Source organism: Bacillus cereus group sp. BfR-BA-01330 (assembly GCF_022663885.1).
GTDB lineage: Bacteria > Bacillota > Bacilli > Bacillales > Bacillaceae_G > Bacillus_A > Bacillus_A cereus.
Genome location: NZ_JAKUGK010000003.1, coordinates 236,222 through 262,907 on the forward strand (window position 1 = coordinate 236,222; position 26,686 = coordinate 262,907).

Consider the following 26,686-nt stretch of genomic DNA (forward strand, 5'->3'; position numbering starts at 1 on the left):
AGGAACAGCATGAAAATATTGGTAACAGGTGGGGCGGGATTCATTGGAAGTAATTTTGTAAATTACATGGTGAAAAAGTACCCAGCATATAATGTTGTAAATTTAGATGCATTAACGTATGCAGGAAATTTAGAGAATTTAAAAGCTATTGAGGATGCCCCTAATTATAAATTTGTTAAGGGCGATATTGCAGATCGTCAATTTATAAATCAGTTATTTGAAGAAGAAAGTTTTGATTATGTATTGAATTTTGCTGCGGAATCACATGTAGATAGAAGTATCACAAATCCAGATATTTTTATCCAAACGAATATTCAAGGTACTCAAATACTGTTAGATGCTGCAAAAAATGCAAAAATCAAAAAATATCTACAAGTTTCAACAGATGAAGTCTATGGTACTTTAGGAGATACAGGATACTTTACAGAAGAAACACCTTTAGCTTCAAATAGTCCGTATAGTTCAAGTAAAGCAGGGGCAGATTTACTAGTTCGTGCATACCATGAAACATTTGGATTACCAGTCAACATTACACGCTGTTCAAACAACTATGGGCCGTTCCATTTTCCAGAGAAATTAATCCCGTTAATGATTATTAATGCATTAAATAATAAGCAATTACCAGTATATGGTGATGGATTAAATGTACGTGATTGGTTACATGTGGAAGATCATTGTCAAGCTATTGATTTGGTACTTCATAAGGGGAAAAATGGTGAGGTATATAATGTTGGTGGAAATAATGAGCGTACTAATATTGAAATTGTAAAAACGATTTTAAAAGCACTAGATAAGCCAGAGTCTTTAATTCAATATGTTACGGATCGTCCAGGACACGACCGTCGCTATGCAATTGATGCAACAAAACTTCGTGAGGAGTTAGGTTGGTCACCAAAGTACAACTTTGATACTGGAATTAAACAAACGATTAACTGGTACTTAGAAAATCAAGATTGGTGGAATAACATTATATCTGGAGAATACCAAGAATACTTTGATAATCAATACGGTAATAGATTAGAGGTTAAGTAAATGAAGGTTATTGTCACAGGAGCAAAAGGTCAACTTGCACAAGATGTGTTAAGACAGTTAGAACATACAGATTTACAGGTATATGGTGTTGATCGTGAAGAGCTAGATATAACAAATAATGAGGCTGTACAAGCTTACATAAATAAAATTAAGCCAGATGCAATTATGCATTGTGCAGCTTATACAAATGTTGATACTGCAGAAGAAGATGCAGACACTGCTTATAAAGTAAATGGACTAGGTACAAAGTATTTAGCACAAGCTGCAGGAAAAATCGGAGCGAAAATGTTGTACATTAGTACCGATTATGTTTTTGACGGTACAGCCAAAAAGCCTTATAAAACTAGTGAACCGACAAAACCATTGGGGGTATACGGTAAAACAAAATTAGCAGGTGAAACATTTGTACAACAGTACGTGGATAAATTCTTTATTGTTCGTACAGCTTGGGTATTCGGCATATTTGGAAATAATTTTGTGAAAACGATGTTACGTTTAGGAAGAGAGCATGATGAAATTAGTGTAGTAAATGATCAGGTGGGTTCCCCAACGTATACGGTGGACTTAGCTCGTTTTATGATTGAATTGATTAGTTCTGAAAAATATGGTATTTATCATGTAACCAACGCAGGAATATGTTCATGGTACGAATTTGCGGTAGAAATATTTAAACAAGCCGAAATGGATGTTAATGTAAAACCGGTGACTACTGAAGAGTTTCCTAGACCAGCAGATCGACCTAAATATTCTGTTTTAGATAAAAAGAAAATCGAAGAAGAAGGTTTTCTTCCATTACAAGATTGGAAAAAAGCTGTAGCATGTTATCTTTCAGAAAACAGATAAACGATTTGAGTAGAAACTTTTTTAATTTGATTTTTAGAAAGACCCTTTAACTATATAAGTATATAGCTAAAGGGTTTAATTTGTATGTGATTATTTATTGATATTGACTGATATAGTTGTATTTTGGGAATGTCAAAATAATTGACGGATATAGTAAAGGAGAAAAAAATGAAACAAGTTTCAATATTAATTCCTACTTACAATGCGGGATTTGAAATAAGGACATTATTGAATAAATTGTATAATCAAAAACTTCCAGAAGGCATAGGGCTAGAAATAATTATTGTAGATTCTAGTTCTACAGATAATACAAAAGAGATAATAATGAATGAATTCCCAAAGGTAAAATTTACGGAGATACCGAATAAGCATTTTGATCATGGTGGTACCAGAAATGACTTGGCCAAAATAGCATCAGGGGATTATTTATTATACATGACTCAAGATGCTATACCAGTTGATAATAATCTTATAATAAGTTTTATGAAAGAATTAGAGAATGACGATAATTTAATTTGTTTTGCAAGACAAATCCCTAAAGAAAATGCCAATATTTTAGAGCAATTTGCAAGAGGTTTTAATTATCCAGATGAGAAAATTGTAAAGAACTTAGAGCAAGTAGGGAAGCTAGGAATTAAAACGTTTTTCTGTTCAAATGTATGCTGTATGTATAAAAGAATATTATTTGAAGATCCATATAATGGTTTCCCACAAAAAGTAATATTAAATGAAGATTTAATATTAGCATCTAAGGTTATTCTAGATGGAAAAAATGTAATATACACCCCGACGGCAAAGGTCTTTCATTCGCATAATTATAACCTAAAACAACAATTTAAGAGGTATTTTGATATAGGAATGGCATTTGAATCAACAAATTATTTATTAGAGCATGTATCTAATGAAAAAGAAGGGGCAAGGATGATAAAAAAACAAGCAAACTTCCTCTGGAAAGAGAATAAGAAAATGCTTGTATATGCAACGGTTGAAAATGCAGTGAAATTAGTAGCTTATAAATTAGGTAAGATTCACAAGATTATCCCTGTGCCGTTAAAGAGAAAATTATCAGCTTATATGAAATAATTAGGGGGCTATCATGAAATATAAATTTTCTTTAATAATGGCTACACAAGGTCGGGATAAAGAAATTGAATTGTTCTTAGAGAGTATTAAACAAGTAGATTATGATTTGCAAAAAGTGCAAATTATAATTGTAGATCAAAATGATGTAGAAAAAATTAATTTGGAAGAAATTATTTCGGAATATACGCACTTGAATATTATTCATGTTAAGAGCAATACAAAAGGTTTGTCGTATAATCGAAATATTGGTTTGGAATATGCAGAAGGTGAATATATTGCTTATCCAGATGATGATTGCGAATATTACCCTAATACTTTAAAGGAAGTAGAAGAAGCATTTCAAAAGAATCCTGAATCTAATTTGATTTTAGGAAGGATAATTGATAAATCGGGAAATGATGTAATACGTAAATGGTCAAAACAAACCGTAAATATTACAAAAAACAACTTCTTTACTAAAGTTTCTTCTATTACTATGTTTCTAAGGAATTCAAAAGATATATATAGATTTAATGAAAAGCTAGGAGTAGGTACCTATTTTGGTTCCTGTGAGGACACAGATATTGTATACAAATATACGAGATCTTCACAAGTTATATACAGTCCTAAAATTGAAGTTTATCATCCACATCCTAATCAAGATATAAGTGTGGAGAAAGTTAAAAGTTACTCGTTAGGATTTGGAGGTTTTGTAAAATCTAATTTAGACTTCCACACACTTGTTTTATTTTTTAAGGTGTTAGTGTATCATATGTTAAAATTAGTAGGTGCATTGATGACTTTAAATAAGAATAAAATTTTGAGAGGATGGAATTCTGTATATTGTAGGGTAAAGGGTTTTTCAGATTATACTAAAAATGAGAGAGAATAATAATGAAAATTCAAGCGAAAAATACAATTCAATTGCTTTTTTATATGAGTGTTTTGTCTATTTTTATAATTAATTCTAATGTATATCCCATTATATTTGGATTGTTCGTTGTAGGTACAAGTATTATATTTCTATATAATCATGAATATAAAATTAAAAAATGGACTTTGGTAATTTTAGGTTTCTTATTGTGGAGTGTTATAATTTTTATAATACAAAATGAATATACATCCGATAATTTTAAAATGCTATTTAAGATGATAATAAATTTACTATTTTTCTTTACCGTATTAAACAGTAGTGAGAAAATTGTTGATGAATTATTTTGGAAAAGATTAAAAATAGTATTTGAGATAATTATCATAATTAGTTTTGTACAATATATATTTTTATACTATAAGTTAAATTTATTTTCTTTAGTACTAAATACATCAGATTCAATGACGGCATATAGAATTACGGAAAACCCACAACTTCTTTTTTGGGGGAACTATTCAAAAAATATTTTAGCTACTAAAATAGTATTGGCTCAAATTTGTTATTTTTATATTATTATTAATAAATTCAAATTTACAAAGGGAAATACGATGATTTTGGCATTATCCGTTTGTAATGCGATACTTTGTTTAAGCAGAACAGCGCAATTAACGTATTTTGGAGCTTTGGGGATATATGTGATTTTTAAAATTATGAAGTCAGATAAAACATATGTAAAAGCATTTTCTGTAGTGCCTATATTAATGGGAGTATGTATTGTATTTGTAAAGTTGGATGACTTACTTCGTATTAATTTTGATATTACAGACGGTGGCTATATCCGTTTAATATATTGGAATACGTTCATGGATCGTTTTTTTGAAACAAGCTACTTAATAGGAAATGGATTGTTAAGTACAGCGGGCTTTTTAAGTAAATATGCGTATTACTATATTGGAGAAAATAATATGCATAATGTTTTCTTAAATATGTTGCTTGATTTCGGGATCGTGGGAACATTTCTTTATGTATGGATCCTTCTTTTTTATTATAAATCATATAGATTGCGTTCTAAAAAAGTATATAATAGGATTATTCTATTATTTTCATGGTTTGCTGTAACATCTTTACAATATGTAGGTTATGATAATGATTTAATAATTTTTCTAGTGATTTTTTATTTAGTGCACTGTAGTTCAATAGTTATAAAGAAAAATGCAATAGGCGAAAATACAGTCCATAAAGCGTAAATATTTTAAGAGATTTTTGTTACGTTATGTTATAGTGTATAATTGATTGCGAATTGATACGTTATTAACGCTGTAATTTGAAGTTTTGTACAATATTTAAAAAGAAGGTATGAAAATGAAGAAAAAGTTTTTATTGTGGACCTTGGTTATAGTCGGTATTGTTTTACTTGTTGGTGGGGGCTTTGCATATTATATATACTCCGATGTAACTAAAACATTAGATGCTGTGCATAAGCCATTAAATCGCGAGAAGTCGGATAAACGTGAAGAAAAAGTAAATATAGCAGATCAGAAACCCATTTCAATTTTAATGATGGGAGTGGATCAAAGAGAAAATGAAACTGGTAGATCGGATTCACTTATTCTATTTACTTTAAACCCTAAGCAAAAATCAATGAAGATGACTAGTATACCAAGGGATTCTTACACAGAAATTGTCGGTAAGGGAAAAAAAGATAAGATAAATCATGCTTATGCCTTTGGTGGTATAAACATGGCAGTTAAAACAGTAGAGAACTTTTTAAATATACCGGTAGATCATTATATAGAGGTAAATATGGCTGGTTTTAAAGATATTGTTGATGCTGTTGGTGGTGTGGATGTGAATAATGATTTAGATTTCCAATATGAAAATATTCACTTTGAAAAAGGTAATATTCATTTGGATGGTACTAAAGCATTACATTATTCACGAATGAGATATGACGATCCACGTGGTGACTTTGGTCGTCAAATGCGCCAACGTCAAGTGATCCAAGCAGTAATTAAAAAAGGTGCCAATGTATCTTCTCTAGCAAGCTATGGTGATGTATTAAAAGCAATTGAGAAAAATGTTAAAACAAGTTTAACTCAAGAGCAAATGTTTGAGATTCAAAAGAACTATAAAGATTGCATGGAGAATAGTGAAGAAATCCAAATTCCTGGAGATGGCCACAAAGCCGCTGATGGTATTTGGTACTACTATGTTCCAGAGGCAGCGAAACAAGATTTGACGAATAAGCTAAGAGCACACCTTGAACTGACTAATTAATATGTAATAACCCAACTCCTTTGGAAGGAGTTGGGTTTATTTTTGCATGAATTTATATTAATATTATATGTTGTGAGATTAATAGATGAGGTGAATTAATGAATAAGAATGCAGTACTTGTTCTTGTTGTTTTTGTATTGTTTGTTGCTTCGGTTGTAAGTGGTAAACTGTACTGGAATAAGAAAGTTGCAAAGGCGACAGGGCAGACGAGTGAAGTAACGAAAATAAAGGCTGAAGTGAAAGAGATCGGAGCAAAGAAAGAAGAGAAACAACAAGATGCGAAGTCATCTTTTAATGAAGCGTATGCGAAAAACTTACCAGATGCAGTGAAAGAGAAGTTAAAGAAATCTGCTGCGGAGAAAAAGGAAGTAAATCTTGTTATTGTTGGTGATGAAGCTTCTTCATCTGAAAAAGATGCTTGGGCAAATAAGTTAACAACTAATTTAGAAACTGCTTACGGTAAAGGTTTATGGAATGTGACTGTAAAGGAATATAAGGGTGAAAGCACAGAAGAGTTAATTGCGAATAAGCGTGATAAAGAGATTGCGAAAGTTAATCCTGACGTGATTTTATTTGAGCCGCCATTCATTACTGATAATAGTAAAACTGGCAATGGAAACTCTGTTATGAATACACAGAAGTTCATTCAATCACTTTCTACTAGTGCAAAAGGTGCTACGATTATGATTCAACCATCAAACCCAGTGTATGGTGCGAAGAATTATCCGAAAGCAATTGAGGCATTAAAACAATTTGCTTCGCAAAATGGTTATACATATGTTGATCATTGGGGAGCGTGGCCTGATGCATCGACAAAAGCAATTTTACCATACTTACAAGAAGAGTTTGGTTTCCCTAGTGTGAAAGGGCATGATGTTTGGGCGAAATATGTAACTGATTATTTCATTGCTAAGTAAAAAGGAAGTTTAAAGGGGTAATCATTTCTGTTGTGATTGCCTCTTTTTGTTAATAAGTTATAACAGTGGAGGTATACTCATGGCAATACTTGTAACAGGTGGAGCAGGATATATTGGTAGTCATACATGTATAGAATTACTAAATATCGGTTACGAAGTTATAGTAGTGGATAATCTTTCGAATAGCTCGGTAGAATCTATAAATCGAGTGAAAGAAATAACAGGAAAACAATTTAAGTTTTATAAAGAAGATGTTTTAAATCGCGAAGCGCTTGACGCAATTTTTGAAGAAAATGCAATTGAAGCAGTTATTCACTTTGCAGGATTTAAAGCTGTAGGGGAGTCAGTAGCGATTCCATTAACATATTATCATAACAACATTACAAGCACGTTAGTGCTATGTGAAGTAATGCAGAAACATAATGTAAAGAAGATAATCTTTAGTTCATCTGCAACTGTATATGGTATCCCGGAAACGTCACCGATTACCGAGGAGTTTCCATTAAGTGCAACAAATCCATATGGTCAAACGAAATTAATGATTGAGCAAATTATGCGTGATGTAGCATTTGCAGATGCAGAATGGAGTATCGCATTACTTCGCTATTTCAATCCATTTGGTGCACACGAAAGTGGGCGTATCGGAGAAGATCCAAATGGAATCCCAAATAACTTAATGCCATATGTAACGCAAGTAGCGGTAGGTAAGTTAAAAGAATTAAGCGTATTCGGAAATGACTATCCAACGAAAGATGGAACAGGAGTCCGTGATTACATCCATGTTGTGGACTTAGCAAATGGTCACGTAAAGGCGCTTGAGAAAGTACTGAGTACAACGGGAGTAGATGCTTATAACTTGGGCACAGGTATGGGCTATACTGTACTAGAGATGGTTGAAGCGTTTGAAAAAGTTTCGGGCAAGAAAGTTCCTTATAAAATTACAGAGCGTCGCCCAGGTGATGTGGCAGTATGTTTTGCTGATGCATCGAAAGCAAAGCGTGAATTAGGCTGGGAGGCAACACGCGGATTAGAAGAAATGTGTACAGATTCTTGGAAATGGCAATCAAATAATAAAGATGGCTATATTAAATAACAGCTTTATTATTTCAGTGTACCTACCGTAGGTGTTTGAAGTATGTGTCTATACTTATAATGTAGTATAAATTAACTAGTCATAAGCTTGAAAATATAATTATGAGGGAAGTAGGTATATAATGAATTCAATTTTAATCTGTGGCGGAGCTGGTTATATTGGTTCTCACGCTGTGAAAAAATTAATAGACGAAGGTTTATCTGTAGTAGTAGTAGATAACCTACAAACTGGTCATGAAGATGCAATTACAGAGGGTGCCAAGTTTTATAATGGTGATCTTCGTGATAAAGCATTTTTAAGAGGTGTTTTTAAACAAGAAAATATTGGAGCGGTTATGCATTTTGCAGCTGATTCTTTAGTTGGGGTTAGTATGGAGAAGCCTTTGCAATATTATAATAACAATTTGTACGGTGCACTTTGCCTATTAGAGGTAATGGATGAGTTTAAAGTAGATAAGTTCATTTTTTCTTCTACTGCTGCAACGTATGGTGAGGTAGATGTAGACCTTATTACCGAGGAAACGATGACGAATCCAACAAATACGTACGGAGAGACGAAGTTAGCAATTGAGAAGATGCTTCATTGGTATAGCCAAGCTTCAAATTTACGTTATAAGATCTTTAGATACTTTAACGTGGCTGGTGCAACTCCAAACGGTATTATTGGGGAAGACCACCGTCCAGAGACTCATTTAATTCCTCTTGTGTTACAAGTGGCGTTAGGTCAACGTGAAAAGATTATGATATTTGGTGATGATTATAATACACCAGATGGTACTTGTATCCGTGATTATATTCATGTTGAAGATTTAGTGGTAGCTCATTTCTTAGGGCTTAAGGATCTACAAAATGGTGGAGAAAGTGATTTCTATAACTTAGGAAATGGTAATGGTTTCAGTGTAAAAGAAATCGTTGATGCAGTTCGGGAAGTTACAAACCATGAAATTCCTGCTGAGGTAGCACCGCGCCGTGCGGGGGATCCAGCACGTTTAGTTGCTTCTTCTGAGAAAGCGAAAGAGAAATTAGGATGGGATCCTAAGTATATAAACGTGAAGACAATTATTGAGCATGCTTGGAATTGGCATCAAAAGAAGCCAAATGGCTACGAGAGTTGAGTGTAATAGTATAAGGAATTTAAAGTAATCATTTAAAATTTCTTATTCTAATTATCTGTATAATAAAAGGTTCCAAAAGGTTAGATACTTAAAGGGTGGTTTCGATATCTATTTGAAGCCATCCTTTTTCTATCTACTGATAGCAGATAGAGTTATGCTGTATCATATAAAACTTTATATTGAATGCAAGTGATTTAATCATTTCGTAATTCTTTTTATAGACTTGATAATTTTCAAAAAATATATTAGGGAGATAATTTGTAACCCTTGTAAAAGACATTAAAAGAAGTTAGGTGGTATCAAGAAGGTGATTTCTGTATTTAACAGAAGCCATTTTCTTTAAATTTCACTGATATCTATACTGATTATAGAATTTCATATAGTTTTTAATTTCTTATTTTAATTAAGTGAAAGATGGATAAGTTTTTATGGGCCTTTATCTTTAAAGTGCTCGAAAAGAATGTCATCTTGATTGGACGACTCTTTTTTAATCTCTAAATCGAAATATCTTTAATATAAATTCTTTCAACATTTAATCTTGATATATTCTTTTCTCTAGCTGAATTTGAGAAGTAACAGAAAAATAATTATAGTATCCAGAACGTGTAACACTTACGGTTTTACACAAATATTTCAATATATTTTTTAATAATAGAAAAAATTAATAGGTACTTTTGATTAGATTGTAAAGTTATTTCTGTCCACATCCGTCTTTCCGAAAGTTTGATCTGTTTTAACAATTTATTTGCAACCTCGTATAAGTTTCATCCGGCTTCTAAACATGCGTAATTCTTTTCTAATGTAAATTCCTTTTTGACTTTCTTCCTGAGTTTTCCTTACATGTGTCCTTTAAAGCCAATTATATTTAAGTTAATATCCGGTTTAGAAAAAACTTTAAAAATCATTGAAGGTGGACTGAAAAATGTAGTGAAAATTAATCAGGATATTAAACTTATTAATGCCAGTATTACTAATATAGATGAAAAGATAGATACGATTGTAAAAAAGACTTAATAGTAAAACTATTAAGGGGGCAGTAATCAGATTTACTATTACTAAATAATCGTGTAGTCTAGTTGGAGAGAGGAACAGGAGGCGAATAATATGGCGAAAACATATGAAATGATAAAGACTATTAAAACTGCCATCTATGGGCAAGATGTTGGATCCTCATTAGCTGATGGTTTAGAAGCAATTAATAAAGAGACTGAGAAGGCAACGCTTTTATCGAGTGAGATAGAAGAAAAGCAGTCTACTTTAGAGAAGAAATACGATAATCAAATTTCTAATATGACGAATGGAAATCCATCTATTAGTGAAATGGTGGATTTTAGAACGAGTGGAAACACTGGTCAATCGTATGTCACTGCAGGAAAAAGGGCAGATGCATTAGAAGCTCAATTATTTGAAGGAAAAAAAAGAATGCAAGTAATTAGCCATTCAACCGGGATTAATATTGAGGAATTTCCTATGCTGGAAGGAGAGCAAGATGATAGTCCTAGATTTAAAAGGGCTATTGAATATTGTATTCAAAATGAATTAACTGAAATCAGACTACCTAATAGAACATATTATGTACTCCAATCGATTAATACCAAAGGAATAAAATTAGTTGGAGTAGGAAAACCGTTTATACCGCTCTTGGATTGGGAGTATACGAGACCTTGGAGTAATGAAGACAAGTACATGGAATATAGAAATCGTTGTAAAGGTAGTATTATTACTACAGATGCAAATATCTCTATATTTAGTAGTGGCCTAACGGCTAAAAATATAGGAATCTTCGGTAATTTACGATCCAGTGTCGGAAGTGGTATAGAATCTACATCAGCAAATAAAGCGGAACAAGAAATTGATTTATATAACTGTATAATTGTAGGTTTTAAAGATTGTGGTATTAAATGCCCTCATGGGGTGATATCAGCTTCAATTCAAAAAACAATAATTGCTCAAAATGGTAAAAATGGTATATTCATAGGTAGAAATCCTATAAATTATACTGGGGAAACTAATCTGCTTAATATTCAAGATTCATTTATTATTAGAAATGAAAGCCATGGGATTTACGGGGATATAGCAGGTAGAGGGATAATTATTCAAAGAACAAGTTTCGAATATAATGGAGAACCTTCAGATCCTAAAAGGCAATCCCCTAGTAATATTAATGAAGTTGTTTTTGGTTGTGTACTTAATCTGTATAATGCTGGTGGTTTTACAAATGGGGCATTAGACTTTAGTAATAATTATTCAGAAGAAACATATGGACTTTTGAAAATAAACGCATTTGAACCAGTGTATGGAATAAAAATTGTATCAAATATGTGGAAACCATACGATAATTTACACTATTCATGTGGTATATCTTTGGATGGTTGGATTTCAGGTGTAACAATTGATAACAATAATTTTCATACAATGTTTGATTATGTTCTTTTTGAACAATTAAATAACATTAAAAACGTGAAAATTGACATTCCGTACAACGGGTTGCTTTTAAATGATGTTAGACCGACCATCGAAAGTAGGAATATTGGAGACAAAACCTTTCTAAGTTTTAACTCAGATGCAATTGAAGAAGTCGCGTCATTAAGAGCGGGAACTGTAATTGAAGTAGATTATGATGCTAATGTTAATGTAACATGGATTAAATTAAATACTAGCAGAGAACCTTCTTTCAATTTCGGAGTAGACGGAACTGTTAATGAAAATGTTGGTTATCTTTTGATGATAGATGAAACTTTTTATGGGTTTATCCAACTATATTCGGCAGGAAATCAATTATGGCAACTGAGAGGAGATAGAACATATTTAGGAATTGGTGATGGAAGTGTGAAACTATATAAAGTTGGAGGGGTGCAAACGGTAGATGGATCAGGAAAATTAAGGAAAATAGTGATTGATTGGGATGGTCAGGTTCTAGGAAATGGACGTTAAATAATATTTGTGGAACAAAAGAGGAATAAATAATCTGTACCTGTTGTAAAGAGTATTTTAAAAAAGTAAACGGTATCAAGAGGGCGATTTCTTTATTCAACAAGAGTCACCTTCTTGATAGGAAGTACCCACTCATTTCCTGATGTTATCACATGTTGTAGACCTATTACATCGATACCAAATCCACATCCTTCAAAAATAGTACGAGGCGATCGTCCCTTCTTATAGTTATAAAAAAACGAATCATGTTTTTGTCCATGATTCGGAGTATAGCTCATATTGAAGAATTCATAACATCTTTTAGATTGAAGTTTTCTTTATTATTGTATTTTAATAGTAGATTTTTTTTTAGATATGTATTTTTTTAAGAAACCTGTAAAGAAATTTCGAATTTCTAAATCGATGATTACAACAATCACTGCATATACAAGACAAGTGATTGTTAAAGCTATTAATGCAGGCATATTAATAAATAGGAGGCGGTACAAAATATAGCTAATTATAAAGGATATAAAATTAAATATAACGCCATTAAACAATAGATTAAATCCCTTATGAATAAAGAAAGAAAAACCTAATAGTAATGAAATCTCTGTTATAATTGCGGCCATTGCTGCCCCCATCATACCTAAATAGCTTCCTAATAGAATATAACTAACTATCGCAACACATAATCCTAATGACATTGTTATAGTTCTTTTCCATTGCTTTCCTATCGTAGTTAGGTTGTCAGCCAATGGGTAATTTATAGACTGAATTATAACCATAAATGCTAAAATTGCAAGTGCTTCTCCTGCAGGTTCATATTTTTCTCCTAGTAAATTGATAATCCAAAAGCTAGGGTCAGCAATAAAAGGAATTGATATTCCAATACCTAGAAAGGACATCAATTTTAATTCGAAATACGATAATTTTCTATGTTCCACAGTATTATTTTCATTTCCAAATGCGAATAATCGAGGATAGAAAGCTGTTGCAATTACACCCGGTATTTGGTACAAAACGGATGGTATTTTTGCTGCTGCACCAAAAAAGGCAATATTATCGTAAGTAGTTACTTTTTCTAGTATGATAGGTCCTAAGGAAGGGAGTAACATGATGATAATCCCGTTTATTGTAAATACAAGTAATTGGTTAGTAATTTGCTTATCCCATCCTTTATGAATGGTCGTGTAACGAGTAACCATAATAAAGGATATAAGACCCGCAATTAGACTCGATATTCCATACATGGCGGCAGTCATTGTAAGTGACCATTTAAGTGTCATCCCTAATAAAAGAGAAATAGCGGCTGTAGTTCCTTGGACGACAGAAATAATAGCAGTAAACTGCATGCGTTCTGTTACTTGAAAATAGACTGTTCCAATACCTTGGAAGGTTGCTCCAAACATTGTTGGAAGAACGACTAAATAGATAATAGTTCGTAGGTAAGTATCGTCATAGAAAAAGTGTGCAAGAATGATAAATAGTAATGATAAAACAATAGCTAAAGTTAAGCGGATTCGTAAGTAACTACTTATGAGTATACTAATGTTTGCATTTGGTTTAGTTCCTTCGCGCATAAAAGTATGGGTTAAGCCTGCATCAGTGAAATAGCAAACCACAGCTGAAATAGCAAGAGCAATAGTGAATATACCGTAATCAGATGGAGAAACATACCTAGCAAAAAGAATAGTTGCAATTGCTAAAGTGAACCGAACTGTGATATTGCCTATAAATAAATAAGAAGCATTTTTAAGAATTTTATTATTTGTCATGGGAACACCTTTCTATCTTTAAATAAAACAAATTATTTAGACGAAAATAATTTAAAGCGTAAGATACATAATTTCACAAGAAGCTTAATACTATTCATTTTATTTAGTAAAGAGATTCTATGACAATATTTTTTTAAATCGGTATTTATTTGATTTATTGTCTCCTGTGCAGGATTTGGAGCTAGCATATAAGTATAGGCACTATGTATTATTGTAAATGGAATAAGATAAGTGTCTAAAATATGATTAAGCTGATTATGATTAGATGTAATTAAATTAGAAGTGTTTTCTTGAATCCATATTTTTATCCTTTGATATACTTCTAATTCTATAGTAGTTTTTAACTTGTAATCACTATACTTAGATGAGAGATTCCCTTCGTTTAAAATACGATAATCTGTCAAATATTCCTCAACATAGCATACATTGGTAATGCTAGTAAGTTTAAATAAAAATTCTAGATCCTCTCCCCAACTGCAACCAGGTGTGAATCGTATATTATTGTCTATAAGAAGAGACTTTTTAAAAATCCAGGTGCTTGTTTGAGCGATAACTTGATGCCCTAAATATGCAGATGCTATATCACCCTTTATAAACTTAGTAGCAATGGCAGTTTTGCTTTGTGTTAATTCATAAAAATAGGAATGACCGCAGTAACATGCATTCATTTTGTTGGCGTGCATGCTTTGAATCTGTTTTTCTAGTTTAGTCGGATGCCATAAATCATCGCTATCTAAAAAAGCGATATATTCACCAGCTGCATTTTCAATGCCGGTATTACGTGCAACAGAAACGCCTTGATTTTGTTGGTGAATATAATGAATTTTATTAGGATGAATATTTGTGATTTCTTTCACAATGGAAGCGGAATTATCTGTACTGTCATCGTCAATAATTATAATTTCAACATTTGTATAGGTTTGGTTTAAGATAGACTGAATCGTTTGTTCAATGTATCTTTCTGCATTATATAGAGGAACAATAACTGATACGAGTTGATTTTTATTTAACATGGAAATACCTCTCTTTAGTCGTGAAAAATTATATTGTAAAGCTATAGGAAGTTTATATAACAATTATTTGTTTTCTGTATTATTGAATATAGTATAGTCTCCCTAACAATAATATAATAATTTATAAGTCATATAAATTTTAAATTAGGAGGACTTATGGAACACTTTTATAAGTGTACATTATATAAACTTTATAAATCAACTACAGGATGCGTTATTAGTGAAATAATAGATATGAGGTGCTAGTGGGAAATTAGTATCTTTATTTTGAGGCATAACAACTTAAAATAGATATAGTTTTAAGGATTCTGCGTATATTCTATATTATTTGTTATTCCCGACATTTTTGTTTATGTGAATAAGAGCCTGTTATTATCTCATATACATCTTCTTTTGTGTGAGACCGTATATTAGATTTATATTTTTGAGTGGATAAAACAAAAATAAGAAACACCTTTATCAAATTATTTTAATTTGATAAAGGTGTTTCTTATTTTGCTGTGCTGGTTTGGATACTTTTAATATAAAGAAGTTCATTCACTTAGAGTGTATAGCTCTTTAACATATTTGTTTATAATTTTTTTGAAGCTTAACACCATTGAAAAACATCCGAATCATAGGATGTTTTCTTATGAAATTAGATATTAATAGGCTTATAGATATACCTATTACGGTGTATAGAATCCAATGAGAGAGAAATGGATATGGTAGTAGTTTGTTAATGAAAATTAATAACCAAAAAACAGCAGTATGGAATATTAATATATTAATTGAATTTTTACCGAGAAAAATAAATACTTGGCAAAAAATCTTGCTTTTTTCTATTAATTGAGAAAAGTACAATGTGAGTATGCTGCCACAGATTCCGTTCATGTAAAATAGTATAAGATTTCCGTATATCCTATTATTTGTATCTACAAAACCATTTATGGGATTGATAATAACAAATAAAATAAGAATCGGGATTAAAAATTGGGAGCGAAACTTTAATTGTTTGAATATATCGTGGGATTTAAGTTTGTTTCCGATGAATAAGAAAAGTTGTACAATTAGTGCTATGTCTAATCCCCATGGTAAATGGATATGTTGGCTAATAATAAATCCAATGATTCCTATGGAGAAGAAACAAATTATTTGGAGCACACTAGAATAGTTTTGAATGTATTTCATAATAGATAAAAAGATTAATTCTGAACAAAATAGACAGACTAAAAACCAGAGGGGAGTATTCACATATAGTTGCTCACCATTCCCGTAAAAAATCCCTAATATAGGTTCGTACCAATAAATAGCATTATTAGTCCATAAGTTTTGACGTAATAACCAAATGACATAGAAGACTATACAAGCTGAGAAATAAGGAATGAGAAGCCTCCAAATTCGGCTGTTTATAAAATTGTTAAAATTATTGGTATGCTTTGTGACATTTAATAAGTAGCCAGATACCATAAAAAATAGAGGCATACGAAAAGCTGAGAAAAAATTATTAATCTGTGAAGGAACTTCGGTATGTCCCATAACTACTAATGAAATAGTGATACCTCTTACGATATCAATGGCTTGTATTCTTGCAGTATTGACTGTGGTGTTTTTCAATAATGATTCTCCTTGCTATCTGAGTTTAGCCAAATTGTATTTTATCTAATTAATTATTTTGAAGCAATAATATTTTTATAAAAATATTATTATATATATTTGGAATTTATGCGAAATTTAAGGTTAATGAGAAAAGTGTTTGTTAATATTAGTTCAAGCACTTTCTACTAGTGCAAAGGGTGCTACGATTATGATTCAACCATCAAATCCAGTTTATGGTGCGAAAAATTATCCGAAATCGATTGAAGGATTAAAACAATTTGCAACGCAAAATAATTATACATATATTGATCATTGGGGAGCATGGCCTGATGCATCGACAAAGGAAATTTTACCATACTTACAAGAAGAGTTTGGTTTCCCAACTGCTAAAGGTCATGAAGTTTGGGCACAATATGTAACGGATTATTTTGTAGCTAAATAATAAAAGGGGAGAGGGTATCGTCGACAAAATATGTTCGACAATACCCTCTCTTTTTTTGTACGATTTTTGCTATACTAAACTGTACTATAATACGTGGTGGAAGGAGGAGAATGATGAAAATACTTGTGGTTGATGATGAATCGAGTATTCGTAATTTGATTCGGATGCAGTTGGAGATGGAAGGTTATGAAGTGTTGGCAGCGGCTGATGGGAGAGAAGCTTTAGAGAAATGGAATGAAGGGCCGGATGTATTGATTTTGGATGTTATGCTTCCGGATACGGATGGGTATGAGTTGCTTCGTTTGTTCCGTGAGAGGGATAGGGATATTCCGGTGCTTATGTTAACGGCAAAGAGTCAGATGAATGATAAGTTGCTGGGCTTGCAGCTTGGTGCTGATGATTATGTGACGAAGCCGTTTAATTATGCGGAGCTTATTCTTCGGGTTAAGAATATGGCGCGGCGTGTAAAGAAGACGGAGGCGGCTGTAAGTCATGAAGTAATTGAGGCTGGAGAGATTGTGATTTGTCCGAAGGAAAGAAAGGTACATGTGAGTGGACAAGAGATTCAGTTAACGTACCGAGAGTTTAATTTATGTCAGTTATTTGTTTCAAATCCACAGCGTGTGTTTATGAGGGATGAGTTACTTGAGAAAGTATGGGGATTTGAGTATATCGGAAATACGAGAGCAGTTGATATTATGGTGCAGAGACTTCGCAAGAAGCTTGGGACGAGCGGAGAATATATTAAGACAATTTATGGCGTTGGCTATAAACTGGATTGTTAAGTGGTGATGGTATGTCTTTAAAGCGAAATATGGTGTTTGGAATAGTTGGGCTGTTAATTCCGATTTTTGTTCTTTTATATGCAGTTGTTTATATTACGTTAGAAAAGAATATGTATCATAACGCAGCAGATTCTTTAGAAAAGTTAAGTGTAGAAGCACAAATTTATACGATGAATTATTTAGAGAAGGAAGCAGAAGTGGATACGCTTGGTCCGAATTCACTTTTAATTGCGTCGTATTTAGCGAAGCGTATGGATGTCCGTGTGCAGATGATCGGGAAGAATGGCGATGTTGTTGCAGATACACAAAAAGGAGCATTGCTTCACCGTAACATTGACATTGAGAGTTCCTTGAAGGGAAAGAAGTCTTATGTTTTTGAGGAGGCGGATCCCGCTCCCATTCTTTTGTTTTCAAGCCCAGTATATTATGGAAACGATGTCATTGGAAGTATTCGTTTTATAAATGAGTTAACGGGTGAGAAGGAAGTTTTAACAAATGTGAGCTGGACTTTCTTAATGACGTCTCTTTGTTTAGTAGCTACCGGTATTTTCTTTGCGATTCGTTTAGCGAAGTCTCTTCATAAACCAATTGATCAGTTGAGACAAATGGCACAGAGGCTCGCGAATGGTGATTATAAGAGTAAGATAGAGTTAAATGAGTACGTGGAAATCGCTCAGCTTTCAGCATCTTTTAACGCGATGGCCGATGGAATTGAGCTGCATATTAAGCAATTGCAGGAGGAGAAAGAGAAGCAGAAAGATTTCCTAGATCGCATTACGCATGAGCTAAAAACACCGCTAACGGCAATTATCGGTTATGTTGATTTAATTCCGAAGTTACATTCGAAAGAAGATGTACAGGAAAGTCTTCGTTATGTGGCTGTGGAAAGTGAGCGTTTATTATCACTTGTAGAGGAACTGCTTAAGTCTTCGAAATATGGGACGAGTACGTTTGAGGTGTCTCCTACAGTTGTGAATATAAAGGAATTGGCAGAAGAAGCCGTTTCAATTGTGAAACCTCGTCTAAATCAGTTTGAAATTGAAGTGATAAATGAGTTAACGGATGTACATGTTGTTGCGGATTTTGATAAGACGAAGCAAATTTTCTTAAATGTGCTTGATAATGCAATTAAGTATAGTGATGCTTCGCACATTCGTATGAATGTAATTGTAAATGAGCATGAGGCGAAGGTTTTTGTTCATGATGATGGGATCGGTATAGATGAAGTGGTGCTTGCGGAGTGGAATGAGTCTCCGAAAGGAAAAGCACTTCCTTCTAGTTACGGGAATGGTTATGGTTTGTATATTTGTCAGGAGATTATGAATAAGCAGGGCGGAAGCATGCGGATTGAGAGTAGTGAAGAAATAGGTACTACAATATTCATTACATTTTTGCTTCCGAGAAGGATGGAAGACATAAAAAACTTGAAAGCGGTTAAATGATACATTTATGAAACAATTATGCGGTATTTTCGAAACAACGTTTTTTTATCTTGGAGGTAGGCAGAAATGAAAAGGCTATCATTTCAAATTCTTATGTTTGTCATTTGTATGATTGTTTCTCTTGTTTTGTTTTATGTTATGGAGAAGCAAATCTATAATCGAATTAACATTGTAAATGATAAACAAGCCGTTTTACAAAGGGTGAATGAATCTCTTCCAATTGAAGTGAAAGTAAGACATGAAAAGTGGGGAGAAATTGTTGTAACGGATGAAGTTCGTTTGCATACGATTGTTTCATTCTTTGACCGAATTCGAATAGAGCCTGGGGACGTTAAGAGTCAAGAACAAGTATTTACTGGAGAAGTAACGTACTTGAATGGACATAAGCGTACTTTTGCAGTAGGTGACTTGTTCCAGTATGGGGAAAATGTATACGGAAAGAATGGCATGGATCCGATGATTTCAGCACTTCAAACGTATTTATTAAGCCTGTATTACACACCAGAGCGTATTAGTGATTTCTTTGCTTCAGCCAAGGATGTCGTAGTACGTCAAGGTGATGTGGTACGTACTATCAATCTTACGCACATACTTGATTCGATTCGATACGCAAAGCAAATTACAGATTATGGAGAAATTCAGAAGTTATTACAATCGCAGAATGAACCGATTGCTTATATTACAGCTTATAAAACAGGTAAGCGTGTAAAGAATGATCGTGAAGATATTCTTACGATTTCTGTTTATCCATCGTACTTTGTTGTGCAATATCTCGGTGATAATAACGGAAATGTCATGTATATGAAAGGCTCTCTAGCAGAGTTATTCGTAAAGGAGAATGCGTCATGAGAAAGATAGCCTTTTTCTTCTTTTTGCTAGTAATTGGAGGAGCGATGTCTAGTTGCTCTCGAGATACAACCTCTATTAAATATAGTAAAAATGGTCTCCCTATTTTGGATGATCGTCATATTGTTGCGTATGTGGCGGCTCGTGAGGAAGTTGGTGAAGCGTTACTTTCATCATTTTGTAAGCCGCGCGGATGTACGTATGAATTTATTCGTCTTTCAACAGAAGAACTTCTTCGTAGAGTGGAAGAAGAAGCTGGAAATCCGAAGGCGGATATTATTATTGGCGGTACAGTAGATGCGCATCAAATGATGAAGCAAAAAAATCTTTCTATTCCTGTGATAAGCCAACATGCAAATCGTATTTCAAAAACTGTTAAAGATAAAGATGGTTATTGGTACGGTTATGAAGTGGAGAAGCTGGCAATTGCGATTAATAAAGAGCGGTGGAACGAGGAAATAGCGCCGCTCGGTCTCTCGTATCCGTTAAGATGGAAAGATTTATTGAATCCAGTATATAAGGGAAAGATTGTCATGCCCGATCCAAATGTTTCAGGTACAGCATATACGTTTTTCCAATCACTTATTGATACGTTAGGTGAAGAGGAAGCGAAGGAATATGTGAAGAATCTGGCAGAACAAGTTGGAGAAGTAACAGTGAATGGTTACATTCCAGCAGAACTTGTTGCGAGCGGTGAATATATGATAGGCATCAACTTTATGGGAGATCAGAGAATGCTTCAAAAACAAGGTTTTCCGATTTTAAGTAACGAACCTGAGCAAACAGGGTTATCTGTTAATGCGATTTCGAAACTAAAACGTGCACCGAGTGGTATTATTGCGGATTTATTTATTGATTATTGTTTATCAGAAGAAGCGGGGCATATTTTAGAAAAAGTGTCGTTTGGCGTACCAACGATGTTTGCGAAGAATGAGAAAGAAATAGAAGGACAGCCGGTTAGAAGAACAAACCAAAATATATCAAATAGCGGAATAATCGAGATATGGAATAGACAGCGTCTCTCTCTGAAGTGAGAAAAGGAGACGGAAATATATGTTTAAATGGCTCAAGCCAGCACCTGCAATTGAAAGATTGCCAGCGGATATGATCGACCGTGTATATCGATTACTACGTATTCGTGTGTTAATCGGGATTTCAGTTGGATATGCTGCTTATTATTTAGTTCGTAGTAACTTTACGTTATCAAGTACGTATTTAGTACAAGAATATGGTTTTAGTACAGCTGAAATTGGTCTACTAGGTTCAGTAATGGCAATTGTTTATGGATTTAGTAAGTTCTTTATGGGGAATTTATCAGATAAAGCTTTCGCCCAGCGCTTTATCGCAGTCGGTTTATTCTTATCAGGGCTTGTAAATATTTGTTTCGGCTTTGCATCATCATTTGGGATGATTGTTACATTACTTGTTGTTAACGGTATTGTACAAGGTATGGGAGCACCACCTTGTAGTATTGTTATGACGAAATGGTTCTCGAAGAAAGAACGTGGTACGAAAACAGGTCTTTGGAATATTTCACATAACGTTGGTGGAATGCTTGTGCCACCACTTGTCGGAATTGGTGTAGGTATTTTCGGTGAAAATCATTGGCAAGGCGGCGTATTTATTTTCCCAGCGATTATCGCAATGGTAATTGCAGTACTTGTTTGGATCAATGCGAAGGATACACCAGAATCTGAAGGTCTTCCTCCAATTGATGAGTATCGTAATGACTATGAAAATCTTGAAAAAGCAGATAATGCTAACAAGATGTCACCAAAAGAAATTTTAATGAAGTATGTAGTGAAAAATAAATTTGTATGGTTCTTATGTATTGCGAATGCTTTTGTTTATTTAATTCGTTTCGGTGTTATTAACTGGGTTCCACTTTATTTAACGACAGTTAAAGGATTTTCAAAAGCAGAAGCGCATGCGGCATATGCAATCTTTGAAGGTATGGCAATTCCAAGTTCATTAATCGTTGGTTTTTTAAGTGATAAATTATTTAAAGGAAAACGTATGCCATTATGTATTATTAGTATGGTTGGAGTTGTTATTGGTACGTTTATATATTGGCAAGCAACTAGCGTACTTGTTGTAAGTATTGCAGTTTCTATTATCGGTTGTTTAATTTATGTACCACAGTTCTTAATCGGTTTAAGTGCGATGGAATTAGTACCGAAATTTGCAGTAGGTACGACAGTTGGTATGTGTGGTCTATTCGGTTATGTAGGCGGAAGTCTTGTAGCTAACGCAGCAATTGGTGTTATTGTTGATAGTTCTGGCTGGGATGGTTGTTTCATCTTACTATTAACAGGAGCAATTTTATCAACAGTCTTCTTATTTATTGTTCAGCGTGGACATGAGAGAAAAGATCCTAAAGTAGCATAATATTTTGTTTGAAAAAGCTATCCAATTATCATTTTGGATGGCTTTTTCTATATAATATAATCTTTTCTTAAATCTATCTTAAAAGATATAATGTCATATTTCTAATCATTGGAATTTTTGTTACAATATAAATGGATGTGTAAAACTTTGTAAAAAGATTGTAATAATATGTATTTTGTTTTCAGAAAGTTTTATACAATTTTTATATTAAACTATTAAGTTATAAAAAAGGAGCGGTAATATGTTACCAAATACGGTTCGTACTCCAAACAAGAAGAAGAAATGGATTATTATTGGGGTTATTGCACTAATTGTTATTGTAGCAGCAATTAATATTTTTGTTATGCAAGGTAAGAAGAAGGGTGCATCAACAAATGCTGATGCTGTAAGTTTTGAGAAAGTGACAGAGCGTAAGCTGAATAATACGAAGTTAATTTCTGGTCAGGTGAAGCCTGGTAATATTGAAAGCTTCTATGCAGATCCGGCCAAAGGGAAAGTGAAAGATATTGAGGTAAAAGAAGGGCAAGAGGTAGAGAAAGGCACGAAGTTATTCTCTTATGATAATGAAGAGATTAACCTTCAAATGAAGCAAGCTGAGCTTGATCAGAAGATGGCGGATATGCGTTATGATCAAGGAAAAAAGAAGATTGATTCGTTGAAGAAAGAAATTAAGAAGGCGAAAGATAGCGGAGCTGGGAAAGAAGTAACAGATCCGATGGACGAGCAAGTAAACGAGTTAGAGATAGGACAAAAAACAATTGACCTTGAGAAAGAAAAAGGAAAGTTGCAGAAAGAAGAGTTAAGTAAGAAGCAGAAAGAACTTACGATTTATAGCAATTTCGCTGGTGTTGTTCAAAAGTTAGATAAAGATGCGGCACAAAGTTCATCTCAAGCGTTAGGTGGTCAAGGAAAAGCGTTTTTACAAGTAGCTTCTAAAGATCCATTCCAAGTTCAAGGTACGTTAACTGAGCTTCAAAAGTCACAAATTCAAAAAGATCAAACATTCACTGTAACTGCAAAAGCAAATAATAAGAAGAAGTGGACAGGTAAGATTACAGAGGTAAGTGAGTTCCCAACAAGTGCAGAGATGGCGCAAGCTGGCGGCATGGGTGAAGCAACTCAAAATATGTCTCAGTATACATATAAAGCTAGCCTTGATAGTCAAGATGGTTTATCTCCAGGTTATCACGTTTCTCTGCAAGTAAACTTAGAGAATAAGACGATGGTTGCTGTCCCAAGTAAGAGCATTGTAGCAAAAGGCGATGATGCATTTGTTTATGTCGAGGATAAAGGGAAGCTTCGTAAACAAAATGTGAGAAAAGGTTCTACTGATGGGGACTGGACAGAGGTTGTAGAAGGCGTAACAGTGGGGCAAAAGGTGGTTAAAAATCCTTCCGACGATGTGTATGACGGAATGGAAGTGAAAGAGAAATGATTACGTTAAATCATATTGCTAAAACGTATTATCAAGGAAAGTTGGCAGTGCCGATTTTACACGGTATTAGTTTAACGATTCAGAGCGGTGAGTTCGTTTCGATTATGGGACCGTCTGGTTCTGGTAAATCAACGCTTATGAATATTATCGGTTGTTTAGATCGTCCAACAGAAGGCGAATATATGCTGAATGACGTGAATATCTTAACAGCAGACGAGTCAAAGCTTGCTTTAATTCGTAATGAATATATTGGCTTTGTATTCCAGCATTTTAATTTACTACCTCGTCTTTCTGCAGTGGAAAATGTTGAGCTTCCGCTCGTATATGGTGGCGTGAAGAAAGCGGAGCGTCGCAAGCGTGCTTTGGAGGCGTTAGGTAAAGTTGGATTGGCAGATCGCGTGCATCATTTACCAAATGAGTTATCAGGTGGACAGAAGCAGCGTGTAGCGATTGCAAGAGCGATTGCGAATAATCCAACGTTCATTATGGCCGATGAACCGACTGGTGCACTTGATACGAAGTCTGGTGAGCAAGTTATGGATATTTTCACGAAGCTTAATGCAGAAGGTACGACGATTGTTATGGTTACGCATGAAGAGGAAGTAGCAGCGTATTCTTCTCGCCGCATTGTACTGCGAGACGGGAAAGTTACAGAAGATAGAAGGTGTGCGGTATGAGTTTACTAGATAGTATAAAAATTGCCTTATCTTCTATTTTAGCTCATAAACTACGTTCTGCTCTTACGATGCTCGGTATTATTATCGGGGTAGGTTCGATTATTACTGTCGTTGCAATTGGGCAAGGCGGGGAAGCGATGTTGAAGTCGAAATTCGCAGGTTCTGGTGGTAATAACCTTATGCCAATTCAATTTAAAACAGATATTAATGATGAATTTGCTATAGGTGGATTTGAAATACCGAAGTTAACGGAAGAGGATATTTTGGAAGTAAAACAAGTGAAAGATGTTTCACACGTTATTACAACAAATTCGACGACAGAGACACTTGATGTAAATGATAAAAAAGCAAGGCTGAATGTTATTGGACTTGATAATGAATATTTTGCGGTTAATAAAGTAAAGGTTGTAAAGGGCCGCTCCTTAAATGAATCAGATATTTCTCACGCGAATAACGTTGTGATGATTAGCACAAAAACAGAGGAGACGTTATTTAAGGACGTAAACCCAGTTGGACAAATTATTGAGATGAAGGGACAGCCAATGCAAATTATTGGTGTGTATACATCTGATAATGAGTTTATGGGATTTGAAATGGAAGAAGCGTTAATCCCTCTTACATTATGGCCTGTTTTATACGGAACTGATGATATTCAAAATATCGCCATTCAAGCTAAAAATGTAGACAATTTAGAAGCAGCAGGGAAACGAGCTGTTGATGTATTAAATAGTCGTAAGCCAAGTGAAATCCCAGGTAAATATGAACTGGTGAATTTAAAAGAACTCCAAGAAAATGTTTCTAAAGTAACTAGCATCATGACGATGATTATCGGTGGTATCGCTGGTATTTCATTAGTCGTTGGTGGTATTGGTGTTATGAATATCATGCTTGTATCTGTAACGGAGCGTACGCGCGAAATTGGGATACGTAAAGCGCTTGGAGCAACGCGTAGTAAAATTTTATTACAGTTTTTAATTGAAGCAGTTATGTTGACGCTTCTAGGTGGTTTAATCGGAATTTGCCTTGGGTATGGCGGAGCATATATCGTTTCTACATTCGCAAAATGGCCACCACTCGTTTCATGGGAAGTTGTCGTTGGAGGCGTACTGTTCTCGATGACACTCGGTATTATTTTCGGATTAATTCCAGCAAATAAAGCTGCGAAATTAGATCCAATTGAAGCATTGCGTTATGAGTAATTAATAGTGTAGTAGAACTACACATTACCGTTCTAGTGGGCGGTTCGTAGCCTCTTGCATGAGGAAGTGAACCGCCCGTTAGAACGGGTTATATAAATAGAAGGAGGCGTTATAATGGAAGCAAATATTAATACGCAAGATGTAGGTGCGAAGAAGCCATCATTATTAGGAATGATTACTTCTCCAGGTGAGCAATTTGAGAGAATGAAGACGAAAAGTCCAGTATGGGGGGCATTTTTCCTTTTCATTATATTAACAGCTGTAATTGCAGGGATTAGCATGTATCAAGTAATGAATCATCCTGATGTAATGAGTGAGGTGCCTGATGCTGAAACGGCTAAAGTTGTTGGTTACTTCGGAATAGGAGCAGGTATTGTTGGAGGGCTATTTGGTACTGCGATTTGGTTCTTCATTGCGGCAGCTATTTATAAAGTGATTATGATGTTTATGAGTAATGATACTTCATACATGAAATTATTATCTATTTATGTCTACACATATACGATTTCAATTTTAGGTGCAATTGTGAACTTTATTATTAGAATGATTCTTGGTGGAGATATTGAAACTTCTTATACAAGTTTAGCAACTTTATTTGAGCCAGGTACAGTTGCTCATGGTGCTGCTTCATCATTCGAAGTTTTCAATATTTGGACATTAGTTGTAATGGGATTAGGATTACATATTACGGCTGGATTAAGTAAAAAACAAGCAACGATTTTAATTGTTATTTTCTTTATTCTTTCAGTTGGATTTACTAGTTTAAGTGGTCTAGCTCCAAAATTTGGTGCATAATTTATTCTTTTAGAAAAAGGTGGCTCTTCCAAGAGTCACCTTTTTTATTTTTACCCTTACTTCAAATACCACCAACAGAATTTCAAATTCTACATAGTGTAATTTCAGATTCCGTCGGTAGTATTTGAAATTACTCACAGTGAAATCTTTTCTTTATTTTTATATTGTGAAGGTACCGCGGAATAC

22 protein-coding genes and 1 pseudogene are annotated in these 26,686 nt (G+C 33.9%); 20 read left to right on the forward strand and 3 right to left on the reverse strand.

What is annotated here, in order from left to right; translation table 11 throughout:
• Positions 1 to 9 precede the first annotated feature (9 nt).
• From rfbB to MR112_RS10365, 10 genes are all read left to right on the forward strand, one after another.
• On the forward strand, positions 10 to 1,032 hold the full coding sequence (gene rfbB / locus MR112_RS10320; protein ID WP_016125732.1) for a dTDP-glucose 4,6-dehydratase: 1,023 nt from the start codon (positions 10 to 12) through the stop codon (positions 1,030 to 1,032).
• The gene (gene rfbD, locus MR112_RS10325) at positions 1,033 to 1,875 is read left to right on the forward strand and encodes a dTDP-4-dehydrorhamnose reductase (RefSeq protein ID WP_016125731.1); all 843 of its coding nucleotides are present in this window, start codon (positions 1,033 to 1,035) and stop codon (positions 1,873 to 1,875) included. It begins immediately after the preceding gene.
• 168 nt (positions 1,876 to 2,043) lie between these two features.
• Positions 2,044 to 2,958, forward strand: a complete 915-nt coding sequence (locus MR112_RS10330; RefSeq protein WP_016125730.1) for a glycosyltransferase family 2 protein — start codon at positions 2,044 to 2,046, stop codon at positions 2,956 to 2,958.
• A gap of 13 nt (positions 2,959 to 2,971) precedes the next feature.
• Positions 2,972 to 3,829, forward strand: coding sequence for a glycosyltransferase family 2 protein (locus MR112_RS10335; RefSeq protein ID WP_016125729.1), 858 nt, complete (start codon positions 2,972 to 2,974; stop codon positions 3,827 to 3,829).
• Between the two features lie 2 nt (positions 3,830 to 3,831).
• Positions 3,832 to 5,055, forward strand: coding sequence for an O-antigen ligase family protein (locus MR112_RS10340; RefSeq protein WP_016125728.1), 1,224 nt, complete (start codon positions 3,832 to 3,834; stop codon positions 5,053 to 5,055).
• 115 nt (positions 5,056 to 5,170) lie between these two features.
• Positions 5,171 to 6,085: a polyisoprenyl-teichoic acid--peptidoglycan teichoic acid transferase TagU gene (gene tagU / locus MR112_RS10345; RefSeq protein WP_016125727.1), complete on the forward strand. Its 915-nt coding sequence runs from the start codon at positions 5,171 to 5,173 to the stop codon at positions 6,083 to 6,085.
• 98 nt (positions 6,086 to 6,183) lie between these two features.
• Positions 6,184 to 7,002 (forward strand): SGNH/GDSL hydrolase family protein, encoded by an 819-nt coding sequence (locus tag MR112_RS10350; RefSeq protein WP_016125726.1) that lies wholly within the window; start codon positions 6,184 to 6,186, stop codon positions 7,000 to 7,002.
• Positions 7,003 to 7,081: 79 nt separating this feature from the next.
• A complete protein-coding gene (gene galE, locus MR112_RS10355) occupies positions 7,082 to 8,095 on the forward strand; it encodes a UDP-glucose 4-epimerase GalE (protein ID WP_242244925.1) in 1,014 nt (337 codons plus the stop codon).
• A gap of 121 nt (positions 8,096 to 8,216) precedes the next feature.
• Positions 8,217 to 9,209 (forward strand): UDP-glucose 4-epimerase GalE, encoded by a 993-nt coding sequence (gene galE, locus MR112_RS10360; RefSeq protein WP_016125724.1) that lies wholly within the window; start codon positions 8,217 to 8,219, stop codon positions 9,207 to 9,209.
• A 1,104-nt stretch (positions 9,210 to 10,313) separates the two neighbouring features.
• Positions 10,314 to 12,143 (forward strand): hypothetical protein, encoded by a 1,830-nt coding sequence (locus MR112_RS10365; protein ID WP_242244926.1) that lies wholly within the window; start codon positions 10,314 to 10,316, stop codon positions 12,141 to 12,143.
• Between the two features lie 320 nt (positions 12,144 to 12,463).
• Here the strand turns inward: MR112_RS10365 and MR112_RS10370 are convergent, their stop codons facing one another.
• From MR112_RS10370 to MR112_RS10380, 3 genes are all read right to left on the reverse strand, one after another.
• Entirely contained in the window at positions 12,464 to 13,900 is a 1,437-nt protein-coding gene (locus MR112_RS10370) for an oligosaccharide flippase family protein (RefSeq protein WP_016125721.1), read from the reverse strand.
• A gap of 32 nt (positions 13,901 to 13,932) precedes the next feature.
• Positions 13,933 to 14,913 carry a glycosyltransferase family 2 protein gene (locus tag MR112_RS10375; RefSeq protein ID WP_016125720.1) on the reverse strand — a complete coding sequence of 327 codons (981 nt, stop codon included), beginning with the start codon at positions 14,911 to 14,913 and terminating at the stop codon, positions 13,933 to 13,935.
• A 558-nt stretch (positions 14,914 to 15,471) separates the two neighbouring features.
• A complete protein-coding gene (locus MR112_RS10380; protein ID WP_242244927.1) occupies positions 15,472 to 16,509 on the reverse strand; it encodes an acyltransferase family protein in 1,038 nt (345 codons plus the stop codon).
• Positions 16,510 to 16,660: 151 nt separating this feature from the next.
• Between MR112_RS10380 and MR112_RS10385 the strand changes: the two are divergent.
• The 10 genes and pseudogenes from MR112_RS10385 to yknW form a co-directional block, all read left to right on the forward strand.
• Positions 16,661 to 16,933: pseudogene (locus MR112_RS10385) on the forward strand (SGNH/GDSL hydrolase family protein); the annotation flags it as partial.
• A gap of 113 nt (positions 16,934 to 17,046) precedes the next feature.
• Positions 17,047 to 17,718, forward strand: coding sequence for a response regulator transcription factor (locus tag MR112_RS10390; protein ID WP_000699548.1), 672 nt, complete (start codon positions 17,047 to 17,049; stop codon positions 17,716 to 17,718).
• Positions 17,719 to 17,729: 11 nt separating this feature from the next.
• Positions 17,730 to 19,160, forward strand: a complete 1,431-nt coding sequence (locus MR112_RS10395) for a HAMP domain-containing sensor histidine kinase (protein WP_242244928.1) — start codon at positions 17,730 to 17,732, stop codon at positions 19,158 to 19,160.
• Positions 19,161 to 19,226: 66 nt separating this feature from the next.
• Positions 19,227 to 20,009: a DUF3919 family protein gene (locus tag MR112_RS10400; RefSeq protein ID WP_000826624.1), complete on the forward strand. Its 783-nt coding sequence runs from the start codon at positions 19,227 to 19,229 to the stop codon at positions 20,007 to 20,009.
• Positions 20,006 to 21,040, forward strand: coding sequence for an ABC transporter substrate-binding protein (locus tag MR112_RS10405; RefSeq protein ID WP_001225641.1), 1,035 nt, complete (start codon positions 20,006 to 20,008; stop codon positions 21,038 to 21,040). Before MR112_RS10400 ends, MR112_RS10405 begins: the two co-directional genes overlap by 4 nt.
• A gap of 19 nt (positions 21,041 to 21,059) precedes the next feature.
• Positions 21,060 to 22,394 carry an MFS transporter gene (pgtP, locus tag MR112_RS10410; protein ID WP_000477600.1) on the forward strand — a complete coding sequence of 445 codons (1,335 nt, stop codon included), beginning with the start codon at positions 21,060 to 21,062 and terminating at the stop codon, positions 22,392 to 22,394.
• 241 nt (positions 22,395 to 22,635) lie between these two features.
• Entirely contained in the window at positions 22,636 to 23,829 is a 1,194-nt protein-coding gene (locus MR112_RS10415; RefSeq protein WP_242244929.1) for an efflux RND transporter periplasmic adaptor subunit, read from the forward strand.
• Positions 23,826 to 24,506 carry an ABC transporter ATP-binding protein gene (locus MR112_RS10420; protein WP_000631603.1) on the forward strand — a complete coding sequence of 227 codons (681 nt, stop codon included), beginning with the start codon at positions 23,826 to 23,828 and terminating at the stop codon, positions 24,504 to 24,506. Before MR112_RS10415 ends, MR112_RS10420 begins: the two co-directional genes overlap by 4 nt.
• Positions 24,503 to 25,705 (forward strand): ABC transporter permease, encoded by a 1,203-nt coding sequence (locus MR112_RS10425; RefSeq protein ID WP_242244930.1) that lies wholly within the window; start codon positions 24,503 to 24,505, stop codon positions 25,703 to 25,705. Before MR112_RS10420 ends, MR112_RS10425 begins: the two co-directional genes overlap by 4 nt.
• A 114-nt stretch (positions 25,706 to 25,819) precedes the next feature.
• Entirely contained in the window at positions 25,820 to 26,500 is a 681-nt protein-coding gene (gene yknW, locus MR112_RS10430; protein WP_000387922.1) for a YknW family membrane protein, read from the forward strand.
• Positions 26,501 to 26,686: the final 186 nt, after the last annotated feature.